The organism is Kitasatospora sp. NPDC001603 (assembly GCF_040298365.1).
In the GTDB taxonomy this organism is placed as follows: domain Bacteria; phylum Actinomycetota; class Actinomycetes; order Streptomycetales; family Streptomycetaceae; genus Kitasatospora.
In genome coordinates, this window is sequence record NZ_JBEPAA010000084.1 from 1 (window position 1) to 12,300 (window position 12,300).

Below are 12,300 nucleotides of genomic sequence, written 5' to 3' on the forward strand. Positions count from 1 at the left end.
CGTGCCGCCCGCCGGCGGCGCGCCGGAGGTCCCGGCACCGGGCGCGGCACCGAAGCCGGGCGGCGGCTCGGCGGCCGGCGGTACGGGGTCGGCCGGCGGGTCCTCCGGGGGATCCGCCGCCGGATCGGGCGGCACCTCACCGAAGACGGGCGGTAGCGGTAGCGGCAGCGGTGGGGCGGCTCCTGCGCCGAACCAGCCCGCGCCGCAGGCCCCCGCACCCCAACAGCCCGCCCCGTCGGCGCCCGCGCCGAACCAGCCGGCGCCCAGCCCCGAGGCTCCCAAGCCGCCGGAGTCCAAGCCGTCGGCGCCGACCGTGCCCGCGGGGTGCGGCGGCAGCCGGTGGGGCGACATCGTCAACGTGGCCGACGGCCAGAAGCTCGGCCTGGCCGCCGCCGGCCCGTCGCCGGGCGGCGCCGTCGTGGTGGGCGGGACGACCGCCTACGGCTGGGTGCGCTCGGACCCGAACCCGGGCGGCTGGTACGAGATCCACGCGTGCGGCCTGAGCGGGCCGGCCCTCGTCCAGGACACCGACTTCTCGAACACGTCGAGTCAGAAGGTGCTGCTCTCACCGGGGTTCAGCTTCATGGCCAACTGGTCGGTGGTCGGCGCGGGCGCCCAGGGCGTCTACTACCTCAAGGACTACATGGGGTCGACCTGCCTGACCGACAACGGCGCGGGCAGGCAGGCCACCATGACCGCCTGCACGCCGGGCAACGCCTACCAGCAGTGGCGGATGCCGTGAGCCGCGGGGCTCCGGAGTGAGCCCTACCGGTCGTCGGTGACGCCGAGGCGCAGGTGGTCGACGTGGTAGACGGCGTGGTCGAGGAGTGCGGCGACGTGGTCGTCGTGGAGGGAGTAGACCACCGAGCGGCCGCGGCGCTCGCCGACGACCAGGCCGAGGTTGCGCAGCAGGCGGAGCTGGTGGGAGCAGGCGGACTGCTCCATGCCGACGGCGTCGGCGAGTTCGGTGGCGGCCCGCGGGCCCTCCCGCAGCTGGGCGAGTATCAGCAGGCGGGAGGGGGTGGCCAGGGCCTGGAGGGTGTTCGCCACCTTGGCCGCGTTCGACGCGTCCAGGCGCATCTGCGGCACGGCGTTCTCGGCGGCTGCGTGTCCCATGGGGGCATCCTACGGGGCGGGACTCCGGGGGGCCCGGCCCGCAGGAACGAATGAAAGTGTGTTCATATGTTCCTGTATCGTGGCGGACATGTCCGCCACCGTGCTCACCCGACCGCCGGTCCCCACCGCTCCCGCGACGGCGCCCCCGCGCCGCACCCGGGTGCTCGCGCTGCCCGAGGCCCGCTGGGCGGCCGCCGCCACCGCGGCCTTCCTGGCCGCCCTCGCCGTGCGGTTGCTCGACGGCCCCGGGTGGGCGTCCGGTGTGCTGTACGCGGCCGCGTACCTGGCCGGCGGCTGGGAGCCCGCCCTGGCCGGGCTGCGGGCGCTGCGCGAGCGGACCCTGGACGTCGACCTGCTGATGGTGGTCGCCGCCCTCGGCGCCGCGGCCATCGGCCAGCCGCTGGACGGCGCCCTGCTGATCGTGATCTTCGCGACCAGCGGCGCCCTGGAGGCGCTGGCCACCGCCCGCACCGCCGACTCCGTCCGGGGCCTGCTCGACCTCGCCCCCGCCACGGCCTGCCGGCTCACCGCCGACGGCCGGGAGGAGACCGTCCCCACCGCCGCACTCGCCGTCGGCGACACCGTGCTGGTCCGCCCCGGCGAGCGGATCGGCGCCGACGGCCGGGTCCTCGACGGCAGCAGCGAGGTCGACCAGGCCACCATCACCGGCGAACCGCTGCCCGCCGCCCGGTCCGTCGGCGACGAGGTGTACGCGGGCACCCTCAACGGCGCCGGCGCGCTGCGGATCCGGGTCGAACGGGACGCCGCCGACTCCGTGATCGCCCGGATCGTCGCCATGGTGCAGGAGGCCTCCGAGACCAAGGCGCCCACCCAGCTCTTCGTCGAGAAGGTCGAACAGCGCTACGCCGCCGCTCTGGTGGCCGCCACCCTGCTGCTCTTCGCCGTCCCCCTCGCCCTCGGCGCGGAGCTGACCGCCACCCTGCTGCGCGCCATGACGTTCATGATCGTCGCCTCGCCGTGCGCCGTGGTGCTGGCCACCATGCCGCCGCTGCTCTCCGCCATCGCCAACGCCGGCCGGCACGGCGTGCTGGTCAAGTCCGCCGTGGTGATGGAGCGGCTCGGCCAGGTGGACACCGTCGCCCTGGACAAGACCGGCACCCTCACCGAGGGCACGCCGAAGGTCGTCGAGCTGCGCCCGCTCGGCGTCACCGAGGCCGAGCTGCTCTCCCTCGCGGCCGCCGCCGAGCACCCCAGCGAGCACCCGCTGGCCCGGGCGGTGGTCGCCGCCGCCCGCGAGCGCGGCCTGGTGCCGCCCGCGGCCACCGACTTCACCGCAACTCCGGGGATCGGCGTGCGAGCCGTGGTCGGCGGCGCGGTGGTCGCGGTGGGCGCCCCCGGTCCGTACCGCGGGCACCCCGCGGTCGCCGAGCTGGAGGCGGCCGGCCGCACCGCCGTCCTGGTGCTGCGCGACGGGGAGCCGGTCGGCGTGCTCGGCCTCGCCGACCGCCCGCGCGAACAGGCCGCGGCCGCCGTCCGGGGCCTGGCCGCGCTCACCGGCCGCCCGCCGGTGCTGCTCACCGGCGACAACCGGCTCGCCGCCGAGCACCTCGCCCGGGAGGTCGGTCTGACCGACGTCCGGGGCGCGCTGCTGCCCCAGGACAAGGTGGCGGCGGTCCGCGAACTGGCCGACGGCGGGCACCGGGTGCTGATGGTCGGGGACGGCGTCAACGACGCCCCCGCGCTGGCCGCCGCGCACAGCGGGGTCGCGATGGGCCGGGCCGGGTCCGACCTCGCCCTGGAGACCGCGGACGCGGTGGTGGTGCGCGACGAACTGACCGCGGTGGCGGCCGTGGTGGCGCTCTCCCGGCGGGCCCGCCGGCTGGTCGTGCAGAACCTGGCGATCGCCGGGGCGTTCATCACCGTCCTGGTGGTCTGGGACCTGGCCGGTACGCTGCCACTGCCGCTCGGTGTCGCCGGGCACGAGGGCTCCACCGTGATCGTCGGCCTCAACGGCCTGCGGCTGCTGCGCGAACGGGCGTGGCTGCGGGCCCTCCACCAGGAAGCCCCGGGCGCCGGGGCCGGGAACCACGAGGAGCGCTGAGCCGATGAGCCGTCGAGACCGCGAGCGCGGTGGCGGGAAGGGGCCCGCGGCCCCGGTGACCGTCACCGTCTGCCGGGGCTGCTGCTGCGGCACCCAGGAGAAGCACCCGGGCGTCGACCACGCGGGCCAGTACGAGCGGCTGCGCGAGGCCGTCGGCGGAGCGGGCAAGGTCCGCGCGGTCAAGTGCCTGGACGCGTGCGCGCACTCCAACGTCGTGGTGGTCGGCCCGTCCAGCGAGGGCCGCGCGGCCGGCGGCCGTCCGGTCTGGCTGGGCTGGGTGCTGGCGGACGACATGGTCGAGGAGATAGCCGAGTGGGTGCACGCCGGCGGCCCGGGCCTGGCCGAGCCGCCCGGGCTGCTCGACCTCCAGCAGGTCACCGTCTCCCGCCGGATCCGCGACGGCCTCCCGGGCTGAGGCGTCGGCGGCCCGGTCCGGCGGCCCGCACCGGGCCCGGTGCGGGTGCCCGGCTCCGGGGCGGTCCGTCCGGCGGGCCGGGGCACTACCATTTACCGGGCGCCCCGGCTTGGGAGGAATCACGACGTGACCACGGTCTGCCGCATCTGCGCGGGCACCGGCCGCACCGCCGGTCTCAGCTGCCGCACCTGCCAGGGCACCGGCACCACCGAGGTCGGCGGCGGTGGCGGCAACTGCTTCCTCTGCGACGGCACCGGTGTCTACGTCCGCTACCGGGTCGACGCGGCCGGCGCCAAGCACGCCTACCGCGACGAGGTCTGCCGGACGTGCGACGGCACCGGCAACCGCGCCCCCTCCACCTGGGACGAGATCGCCCCGCCGCCGCGCTGAGGCTGTCGGCCGGCGGAGCCCTTCGTCCGCGGGGGCCCCGGCCGGTAGCGCGGGGCCCCGGCCGGTCCGGCTGCGCCCCGGCCGGTACGGCGGAGCCGGCGATGGGGGATCAGGACCCGGGGGATCAGGACCCGGGCCGGGCCGGGTGATCCGGCGGCCTCCGGCCGCCCGGGGCGACTTTGCCGAGACATGGTCGAACATTGGCGTTCGACTGACCGGCACGCCGGGGTGCGTTCACCGCCTGTAGGTGCGCGGTCAACGCTGCGCTGGAAGAGTCCCGCCCATGGATATCCCCCACATGGGCGTGCCCGCGAAGCTCGCCGACCGCATGAGCATGGCCGAGCAGCACGAGTACCTGCGGGCCCGTTTCTCCCGCCGCCGGATGCTGACCGCCGGTGCCGTCGGCGTCGGCGCCCTGGCCGTGGGAGGTTCGCTGGGCAGCGGTGTCGCGACGGCCGCGCCGGCCTCCCCGCAGCTGCTGACCGGCGGCACGGCCGACGGCGTCGACGGCGCGCTCGTCGCCCCGATCGGCCGTCACCTCGCGTTCGGCCCCGAGCCGGACACCCAGTTCCGGGTCTCCTGGCAGGTCCCGGCCCCGGTGAAGAAGCCGTTCCTGCGCTACGGCAGGAACCCGTGGGACCTCGGCCACAAGGTCCAGGCCGAGGTGCGCGCCCTGCACACCCCCGCGCTGACCCCGACCGGCCAGCCGGTGGACCAGTACTACCTGCACGTCGCCCTGGAGGACCTCCAGCCCGACACCACGTACTACTACGGCGTCGGCCACCAGGGCTTCGACCCGGCCTCGCAGCAGGCGATCTCCACGCTGAGCACCTTCCGCACCGCGCCCTCGCGCGACCGCCGCTGGGGCAAGGTGTACGAGCCGTTCACCTTCACCGCCTTCGGTGACCAGGGCGTCAGCGCGCACGCGGCCGGCAACGACCACGTGATCCTGGCCCAGAACCCGGCCTTCCACCTGCACGCCGGCGACATCTGCTACGCCGACCCGGCCGGCTCCGGCCAGGACGCCGACAAGTCGGTGTACAACGCCCGCACCTGGGACGACTTCCTGGTCCAGACCGAGACGGTCGCCTCGAAGGTCCCGTGGATGGTCTCCTACGGCAACCACGACATGGAGGCCTGGTACTCGCACCACGGGTACGGCGGCGAGAACAACCGCTTCTTCCTGCCGGACAACGGCCCGGACCCGCGGACCGTCCCCGGCGTCTACAGCTTCCGCTACAAGAACGTCGGCGTCATCTCGCTGGACGCCAACGACGTCTCCTACGAGATCCCGGCCAACCTGGGCATCTCGGCCGGCAAGCAGACCGCGTGGCTGCAGCGCACCCTGAAGGACCTCCGCAACGACGAGACCGTCGACTTCGTGGTGGTCTTCTTCCACCACTGCGCCTTCTCCACCACCCACCAGCACGCCTCCGAGGGCGGGGTGCGCGAGGCGTGGGTGCCGCTGTTCGAGAAGTACCGGGTGGACCTGGTGATCAACGGTCACAACCACGTCTACGAGCGCACCGACGCGATCCTCGGCAACAAGGTCTCCAAGGCGGTGCCGAGCGGCGCCACCGTCGAGCCGGCCACCGACGGCGTGGTGTACGTGACGGCGGGCGCGGCCGGCCGCAGCCTGTACAGCTTCGACGCCCCGGACACCTACGAGGGCCACGAGAACCGGCTGGACTCGGTGGACACCTACCACTTCGCCAAGGGCGGGGTGAAGGTGGCCGAGAAGGTCGAGTGGTCGCGGGTCCGCTACACCGGCTACTCGTTCATCAAGGTCGACGTCACCCCGGCGCACCTGGGGCAGAAGTCGTCGATGAAGGTCACCGCGCTCGCCGAGAACGGCACGCAGGTCGACCACTACACGATCCTGCGCAAGGTCGGCGAAGGCTGGGACGGCACCACCGACGACGACGGCGAGGGCGGCGGCTGGGGCTGGTAGTCCGCCCCGCGCGCCCGGGGGCGCGGAGACCGGCCCTAGGCGGCCCGGTGGCCCGGTCGGGAACTCCCGGCCGGGCCACCGGCGTGTCCGGGGCCGGCCGGGGACCGCCGCGTGCGCCGGCCGGTGGGCGGGCGGTGGGCGGGAAGCGGGCCGGTCTAGCCGAGTGCGGCCAGTTGCGCCGCGAGGGTGTCGCTGTGCTGGAAGGTCAGCCCGGCGAGCGCGACGTGCTTCCAGCGGACCGTGCCGTCGCCGTCCAGGACGAACACCGAGCGGCGCAGCCCGAGCCCGGGCACCGCGATGCCGTAGGCGCGGACGACGGTCCGGTCCGGGTCGGCGAGCAGCGGGAAGCCCAGGCGGTGCTTGCGGGCGAACCGCTCGTGGCTGTCCAGCCCCTGCGGGCTGATGCCCCACACGGTGGCGCCCAGGCCGCGGAAGCGGTCCAGGTCGGAGCTGTACGAGCAGAGCTGCTTGGTGCAGACCGCGGTGTCGTCGCCGGGGTAGAAGACCAGGACCAGCGGGCCGCCCTTGGCTTCGGCGAGGCGGTACTCGCGGCGTTCGGCGGTGCCGGCCTGCTCGTCGAACAGCAGGCCGGGCAGGGTGAACTCGGGGGCGAGGGAGCCGATTTCGGGGGGTTTGGCCATCGCTGCGCGGTCCTCACGGGTGGGTGGTGGGGTCGCCGCCCACCCTATGCCCGGGTGGTGGCCGGGCTCGTGATGTTGAAGAGTTGACGCCGGTCTGCGAAGGCTTCGCGACTGTCGTGCGGGAATATCCGACGGATCTTCACTTCATAACGAATCGAGCAGCAAGGTATCGAGTTTCCCTTCAGTTATTGACGGAATCGCCGAGCACGGCTTGACTCCGACCTCTGCCGCAAAGCCGCGGCGCAGTCAGGAGGCAGCACCCACCATGAACAGAACGACCCGTCGCGCGGGCGCGGGCACGGCCACGCTCGCGCTGGCCCTCGCCCTCGCAGCCTGCGGCCAGGGCGACGGAGCGGCACCGCACTCGGACGGCGTCGCCGGCAAGACCATCGGGCTGCTGCTGCCCGAGAAGACCTCCTCGACCCGGTACGAGGCCTTCGACAAGCCGCTGATCGAGGCCACGGTGGAGTCCCTCTGCACCGGCTGCGTCGTCGACTACGCCAACGCCGACGGCGACGAGACCGTCCAGAAGCGGCAGTTCGACGACCTGCTGGCCAAGGGCGTCAAGGTCGTCCTGCTCGACCCGGTGAACGCCAAGGTCACCGCCCCCTGGGTGGAGGCCGCCGCCGCCAAGGGCGTGAAGGTCGTCGCCTACGACCGGCTGGCGGAGGGCAAGGTCGCCGCCTACGTGTCCTTCGACAACCAGCGCACCGGCGAGATCCAGGGCCAGGCCCTGCTCGACGCGCTCGGCCCGAAGGCCGCCGCCGCCACCGTCGTGATGATCAACGGCGCCGAGTCCGACCCCAACGCGGCGATGTTCAAGGCCGGCGCGCACCGGTCGCTCGACGGCCGGGTCAAGAAGATCGGCTACGAGCAGTCCGGCGAGTGGAAGCCGGAGGTGGCCCTGGCGAAGACCAACGAGGCCATCCAGGCCCTCGGCAAGGACGGTTTCCAGGCCGTGTACGCGGCCAACGACGGCATGGCCGCGTCCGTCATCGAGGCGCTCAAGGCGGCCGGGATCAAGAACGTCCCGGTCGGCGGCCAGGACGCCTCCATCGACGCGGTGCGCCGGGTGCTGACCGGCGAGCAGTCCTTCACCGTCTACAAGCCGTACAAGCCCGAGGCGGACGCCGCCGGGAGCATCGCCGTCCAGCTGCTGAAGGGGATGGACATCAACGCGGCGGCCAACGCGGGGGTCGACAGCGGCGGGCAGCGGATCCCCTCGCTGCTGCTCACCCCGATCGTGGTGACCAAGGCGAAGGTGCAGGCCACGGTGGTCGGCGGCGGCCTGTACAAGGCGGCCGACATCTGCACCGCGCCGTTCGCGGACGCCTGCGCGGCGGCCGGCGTCAAGTAGGCGGGGGTGCCGGCGTCTGCCGGCGTCCGTCCGCCCCGGTGCTGGGCGGCAGCGCCGTCGCTCAGCGCCGGGGGCCGTACATGATCACGGCGACCCCGGCCAGGCAGACCAGCGCCCCGGCCACGTCGTAGCGGGTGGGCCGGAAGCCGTCCACCGCCATGCCCCAGAGCAGCGAGCCGGCCACGAAGACGCCGCCGTACGCGGCCAGCACCCGGCCGAAGTCGCTGTCCGGCTGGAGCGCGGCGAAGAAGCCGTACCCGCCGAGCACCACCACCCCGAGGCCGGCCAGCCACCACGGCCGCTCCTCGCGCACGCTCTGCCAGATCAGCCAGCAGCCGCCGATCTCGGCGAGGGCGGCGAGGGCGAACAGGGCGGCGGAGCGCAGGACGGTCATGGTCGCCAAGCCTACGAGCCGCGGCGGGCGGGGTCCGTGCCCGCTGCGCCGGGGTGCGGGGGCTCCCGGACCGCCGGCGACCGGGGCGTCAGGTGCCCCGGCGAGCGGGGCGTCAGGTCTGCCGGTAGGTGGCGAGGAAGCGGCCGATCCGGTTGATCGCGGTCTCCAGGTCGTCGGCCCGGGGGAGGGTGACGAAGCGGAAGTGGTCCGGGCGCGGCCAGTTGAAGCCGGTGCCCTGGACGACGTGGATCTTCTCGCGGAGCAGCAGGTCCAGGACGAACCGCTCGTCGTCGACGATCCGGTGCACCGCCGGGTCCAGCCGGGCGAACGCGTACAGCGCGCCCTTGGGCTTCACACAGCTGACGCCGGGGATCTCGTTCAGCGCCTTGTGCGCGACGTCTCGCTGCTCGGTGAGCCGGCCGGCGGGCAGGACGAGGTCGTTGATGGACTGGTGGCCGCCGAGCGCGGCCTGGACGGCGTACTGGGCCGGGACGTTGGGGCAGAGCCGCATGCCGGAGAGCATGGTGAGGCCCTCCAGGTAGTCGGTGGCGTGCTGCTTGGGTCCGGAGACGACCAGCCAGCCGCTGCGGAAGCCGGCCACCCGGTAGGACTTGGAGAGGCCGTTGAAGGTGAGCGTCAGCACGTCCTCGGCGAGCGCGGCCAGGCAGTGGTGCTCGGTGTCGTCGTAGAGGATCTTGTCGTAGATCTCGTCGGCCAGCACCATCAGCTGGTGCCGGCGGGCGAGGTCGAGGATGCCCTCCAGCAGTTCCTTCGGATAGACCGCGCCGGTCGGGTTGTTGGGGTTGATGACGACGATGGCCTTGGTGCGGTGGGTGATCTTGGCCGCGATGTCGTCGAGGTCCGGGTACCAGTCCGCCTGCTCGTCGCAGGCGTAGTGGACGGCCTTGCCGCCGGCCAGCCGGACCACGGCCGTCCAGAGCGGGTAGTCGGGCATCGGGACGAGCACCTCGTCACCGTCGTCGACCAGGGCCGTGACGGCCATCTGGATCAGCTCGGAGACGCCGTTGCCGAGGTAGACGTCGTTGACGGTCACTCCGGCGACGCCGCGCTGCTGGTAGTACTGCACCACCGCGCGACGGGCCGGCAGGATGCCGCGCGAGTCGCTGTAGCCGTGGGCGTTGGGCAGGTTGCGGATGATGTCCTGGAGGATCTCCTCCGGCGCCTCGAAGCCGAACGGCGCCGGGTTGCCGGTGTTCAGCCGCAGCACACTGTGCCCGGCCGCCTCCAGCGCATTGGCCTGGTCGACCACCGGGCCGCGGATCTCGTAGCACACACCCGTCAGCTTGCTGGACTGCCGAAACTCCATCTGAGGCCTCCCGACCGGTCAACCCGCACGTTCTGCTCGCTTTGTTCTACCAAGTAAGCACTTGGAAAGTCCAACCTTTTGGCTATGCTGATCCACATGTCACGCCGAAGCTACGACCAGTACTGCGCCGTCGCCCGCGCCCTGGACGCGGTGGGGGAGCGCTGGAGTCTCCTGATCGTCCGTGAACTCCTCGCCGGCCCGCGCCGCTACACCGACCTCCACGCCGACCTGCCCGGCGTCTCCACCGACATCCTCGCCGCCCGGCTCAAGCAGCTGGAGGGCGAGGGCCTGGTGCTGCGCCGGCGGCTGGAACGGCCGGCCAACGCCACCGTGTACGAGCTCACCGAGCGGGGCGCGACGCTGCGCCGGGTGGTCGACGCCCTGGGCGTCTGGGGCCTCGACCTGCTCGGCGAGCAGCGGCCGACGGACGCGGTGCGGGAGCACTGGGTCACGGGGGCGGACGGCGCGGGCGGGGCGCAGGCGGACGGCGGGGCGTCCGGACCGGACGGCGGGCGCGAACTGTCGGCGGACGGCGCGGTGGTGGCGGGCTAGGGTGCCGCGGGGGGTGATCTGCGGGTGCCGTCCCGGCGCACCTCGCGCGGACGTCGCCTTCGCCCCTCAAGCCCCGTCGACGCCCGCGCTGACGGCTTCCGCCGGCCGCTGACGGAGGGGGCGGGTACGCGACCGGGTACCGGATCCCCGACGACGCGTGGCTGCCGGCCGGCCTCCCGGTCCGGCGGAGCCCGGTCGCGGACCGGGCTCGCGCAGCTCTCCGCGAGAGCTGCGCGAACCCCTCGGTACCGGCGGCGGATCCGTGGCGGCTCCGGCGACCAGCTCCCCCGTTGCTGGTCGTCGCTCCGCGCCGGTGGTCGGGTGACCCGGACGAGTGCGGCCGCGGTGGTGCACGGGCTGCGGCCGGCCCTGCGCTCCGGGTGCCCTCCTCGGCGGGTGGTGCCTGCCGGGCGTCCCCTCCCGGCCCGACCCACTCTGGCGCAGGCCGATAAACGGCCGGTCGGCGTTCGGTTGCCGCCGCCGTTGATTCGGGCCGATCCGGCCCGTTGCCCCGATCCGGCCCGTTGCCCCGATCCGGCTGTCGGGCTTGCGCGGTGCCGGGGGTGTCCCCGGCAGCCGGTGGAGGTGCGCGTACGATCGTCGGGCCATGGAGAACACAATGGAGAAGAGCGCGCCCGGCGCGCCCACCGAGCCCACCGGGTACACCAGTTACGTCGCCGTCGGGGACTCCTTCACCGAGGGCATGTGCGACGACCTGCTCCCCGACGGCCACTACCGGGGCTGGGCCGACCGGGTCGCCGACCGGCTCGCCGCCGAGCAGCCGGCCGGCGCCTTCCGGTACGCCAACCTCGCCGTCCGGGGCAAGCTGATCGGCCAGATCCACGACGAGCAACTGGCCACCGCCGCCGCGATGCGCGCCGACCTCGTCACCCTGGCCGGCGGCCTCAACGACGTGCTGCGGCCGCGCTGCGACATCGCCCAGGTCGAGGACCTGCTCGGCCGCTCCGCCACCGCGCTGCGCGCCACCGGCGCCACCGTGGTGCTGTTCACCAGTACCGACCCCACCCGCCGGATGGCGGGCAGCACCCGGCTGCTCCCGGCGATCCTGCGGATGAAGGCCTTCGTGCACGAGCTCGGCCAGGACCGGGGGATCGCGGTGGTGGACCTCTTCGCCGCCCCGTGCTTCGACGACCGCCGCCTCTGGGCCGAGGACCGCCTGCACCTCGGGCCCGAGGGCCACCGCCGGGTCGCCGAGGCCGTCCTGGAGGCGCTCGGCCGCCCCGCCGCCTTCGACTGGCGCGCCCCGCTGCCGGCCGCCGCCCTGCCCGGCCGGGCGGAGAAGCTGGCCGCCGACGCCCGCTGGGCCCGGACCCACCTCGGCCCCTGGATCGGCCGCCGCCTCACCGGCCGCTCCTCGGGCGACGGCCGCCCGCCGAAGCGCGCGGAGCTGCTGCCGTACGAGGGCTGAGCGTGCCCGGGTACCCCGGCGCCGGGTCGGCCAGGTACCGGGTCGGCCGCCAGCTGCCCGGCCGCTCCTCGGGCGACGGCCGCCCGCCGAAGCGCGCGGAGCTGCTGCCGTACGAGGGCTGAGCGTTCCCGGGCGCGGGGCCGGCCGTCGCCTCATCGGCCGTGGCCCGGCCGCCGCCCGGGTGGCGGTCGGGCGCCGGAGCGTGCGGGGCGGTCGCGCTACGAGGGCCGAGCGGTTCCCGGCTCGCCGGGCACGACCGGGCCAGGAAGCGCTCGGCCTCCCGACGGAGCGGTGGGGGCAGCCCGACCGATTCCGCGAGGATCTGCCGGAGCCGGTGCCCGAGTGCGGGCTGACGGCTCCAGACGTCCGGACTCCTGGTGAGCACGGCGTGGAGCAGGTCGCCCTCGTAGAGGTCGCCCGCCACCATCGGGTCGTCCCGCAGGACGTCCAGCGCCCGTGGCGGGAGGTGCAGCAGGCGCACGTCCTGCCGGATCAGCAGACGCAGGTCTTCGACGGTGAGCTCGCCGACCGGCTTGCGCCGCAGGGCGTGCGCGGTCGCCACCAGCCGGGTCGCGCCGACCGGGAGGCCCGGCCCACGGCCGTTCTCGCGGTCGGGTTCGCGGTCGGGTTGGAGGCCTGTCGGGGAGGGGTCTCGGTTCACCGGAC

11 protein-coding genes and 2 pseudogenes are annotated in these 12,300 nt (G+C 74.3%); 8 read left to right on the forward strand and 5 right to left on the reverse strand.

What is annotated here, in order from left to right:
• Positions 1-742, forward strand: a pseudogene (locus ABT263_RS33165) (hypothetical protein); the annotation flags it as partial.
• A 23-nt stretch (positions 743-765) separates the two neighbouring features.
• On the opposite strand, the gene ABT263_RS33170 reads toward ABT263_RS33165, so the two are convergent.
• A complete protein-coding gene (locus ABT263_RS33170) occupies positions 766-1,116 on the reverse strand; it encodes an ArsR/SmtB family transcription factor (protein ID WP_329487104.1) in 351 nt (116 codons plus the stop codon).
• A gap of 88 nt (positions 1,117-1,204) precedes the next feature.
• On the opposite strand from ABT263_RS33170, the gene ABT263_RS33175 reads away from it, so the two are divergent.
• The 4 genes from ABT263_RS33175 to ABT263_RS33190 all read left to right on the forward strand — a co-directional run bounded on the left by ABT263_RS33175 (position 1,205) and on the right by ABT263_RS33190 (position 5,934).
• On the forward strand, positions 1,205-3,178 hold the full coding sequence (locus ABT263_RS33175) for a heavy metal translocating P-type ATPase (RefSeq protein WP_352296209.1): 1,974 nt from the start codon (positions 1,205-1,207) through the stop codon (positions 3,176-3,178).
• Positions 3,179-3,182: 4 nt separating this feature from the next.
• A complete protein-coding gene (locus ABT263_RS33180) occupies positions 3,183-3,593 on the forward strand; it encodes a (2Fe-2S) ferredoxin domain-containing protein (protein ID WP_329487102.1) in 411 nt (136 codons plus the stop codon).
• 126 nt (positions 3,594-3,719) lie between these two features.
• Positions 3,720-3,983 (forward strand): hypothetical protein, encoded by a 264-nt coding sequence (locus ABT263_RS33185; RefSeq protein WP_329487101.1) that lies wholly within the window; start codon positions 3,720-3,722, stop codon positions 3,981-3,983.
• A gap of 283 nt (positions 3,984-4,266) precedes the next feature.
• Positions 4,267-5,934 (forward strand): purple acid phosphatase family protein, encoded by a 1,668-nt coding sequence (locus tag ABT263_RS33190; protein WP_352296212.1) that lies wholly within the window; start codon positions 4,267-4,269, stop codon positions 5,932-5,934.
• Between the two features lie 155 nt (positions 5,935-6,089).
• Here ABT263_RS33190 and ABT263_RS33195 read toward each other — a convergent pair whose 3' ends face one another.
• Positions 6,090-6,575, reverse strand: coding sequence for a peroxiredoxin (locus ABT263_RS33195; RefSeq protein ID WP_352296215.1), 486 nt, complete (start codon positions 6,573-6,575; stop codon positions 6,090-6,092).
• Between the two features lie 265 nt (positions 6,576-6,840).
• Here ABT263_RS33195 and ABT263_RS33200 point away from each other — a divergent pair, with 265 nt between their 5' ends.
• Complete coding sequence (locus ABT263_RS33200; protein WP_352296217.1) at positions 6,841-7,932, forward strand: sugar ABC transporter substrate-binding protein; 1,092 nt, start codon at positions 6,841-6,843, stop codon at positions 7,930-7,932.
• Positions 7,933-7,993: 61 nt separating this feature from the next.
• Here the strand turns inward: ABT263_RS33200 and ABT263_RS33205 are convergent, their stop codons facing one another.
• Both ABT263_RS33205 and ABT263_RS33210 read right to left on the reverse strand, forming a co-directional pair.
• Entirely contained in the window at positions 7,994-8,326 is a 333-nt protein-coding gene (locus ABT263_RS33205; RefSeq protein ID WP_329487097.1) for a YnfA family protein, read from the reverse strand.
• A 112-nt stretch (positions 8,327-8,438) separates the two neighbouring features.
• The gene (locus tag ABT263_RS33210) at positions 8,439-9,653 is read right to left on the reverse strand and encodes a pyridoxal phosphate-dependent aminotransferase (RefSeq protein WP_352296220.1); all 1,215 of its coding nucleotides are present in this window, start codon (positions 9,651-9,653) and stop codon (positions 8,439-8,441) included.
• A gap of 96 nt (positions 9,654-9,749) precedes the next feature.
• On the opposite strand from ABT263_RS33210, the pseudogene ABT263_RS33215 reads away from it, so the two are divergent.
• Positions 9,750-10,100, forward strand: a pseudogene (locus tag ABT263_RS33215) (winged helix-turn-helix transcriptional regulator); the annotation flags it as partial.
• 712 nt (positions 10,101-10,812) lie between these two features.
• The gene (locus ABT263_RS33220) at positions 10,813-11,634 is read left to right on the forward strand and encodes an SGNH/GDSL hydrolase family protein (protein ID WP_352296222.1); all 822 of its coding nucleotides are present in this window, start codon (positions 10,813-10,815) and stop codon (positions 11,632-11,634) included.
• Here ABT263_RS33220 and ABT263_RS33225 read toward each other — a convergent pair.
• Positions 11,567-12,295, reverse strand: a complete 729-nt coding sequence (locus ABT263_RS33225; protein WP_352296225.1) for a contact-dependent growth inhibition system immunity protein — start codon at positions 12,293-12,295, stop codon at positions 11,567-11,569. The two genes, ABT263_RS33220 and ABT263_RS33225, sit on opposite strands and share 68 nt — an antisense overlap.
• Between the last annotated feature and the right edge of the window lie 5 nt (positions 12,296-12,300).

What these genes read in the sequence shown, in the direction of transcription:
- ABT263_RS33170 (WP_329487104.1), bottom strand. Translation starts at nt 1,116, where the DNA reads ATGGGACACGCAGCCGCCGAGAACGCCGTGCCGCAGATGCGCCTGGAC.
- ABT263_RS33175 (WP_352296209.1), top strand. Translation starts at nt 1,205, where the DNA reads ATGTCCGCCACCGTGCTCACCCGACCGCCGGTCCCCACCGCTCCCGCG.
- ABT263_RS33180 (WP_329487102.1), top strand. Translation starts at nt 3,183, where the DNA reads ATGAGCCGTCGAGACCGCGAGCGCGGTGGCGGGAAGGGGCCCGCGGCC.
- ABT263_RS33190 (WP_352296212.1), top strand. Translation starts at nt 4,267, where the DNA reads ATGGATATCCCCCACATGGGCGTGCCCGCGAAGCTCGCCGACCGCATG.
- ABT263_RS33195 (WP_352296215.1), bottom strand. Translation starts at nt 6,575, where the DNA reads ATGGCCAAACCCCCCGAAATCGGCTCCCTCGCCCCCGAGTTCACCCTG.
- ABT263_RS33200 (WP_352296217.1), top strand. Translation starts at nt 6,841, where the DNA reads ATGAACAGAACGACCCGTCGCGCGGGCGCGGGCACGGCCACGCTCGCG.
- ABT263_RS33205 (WP_329487097.1), bottom strand. Translation starts at nt 8,326, where the DNA reads ATGACCGTCCTGCGCTCCGCCGCCCTGTTCGCCCTCGCCGCCCTCGCC.
- ABT263_RS33210 (WP_352296220.1), bottom strand. Translation starts at nt 9,653, where the DNA reads ATGGAGTTTCGGCAGTCCAGCAAGCTGACGGGTGTGTGCTACGAGATC.
- ABT263_RS33220 (WP_352296222.1), top strand. Translation starts at nt 10,813, where the DNA reads ATGGAGAACACAATGGAGAAGAGCGCGCCCGGCGCGCCCACCGAGCCC.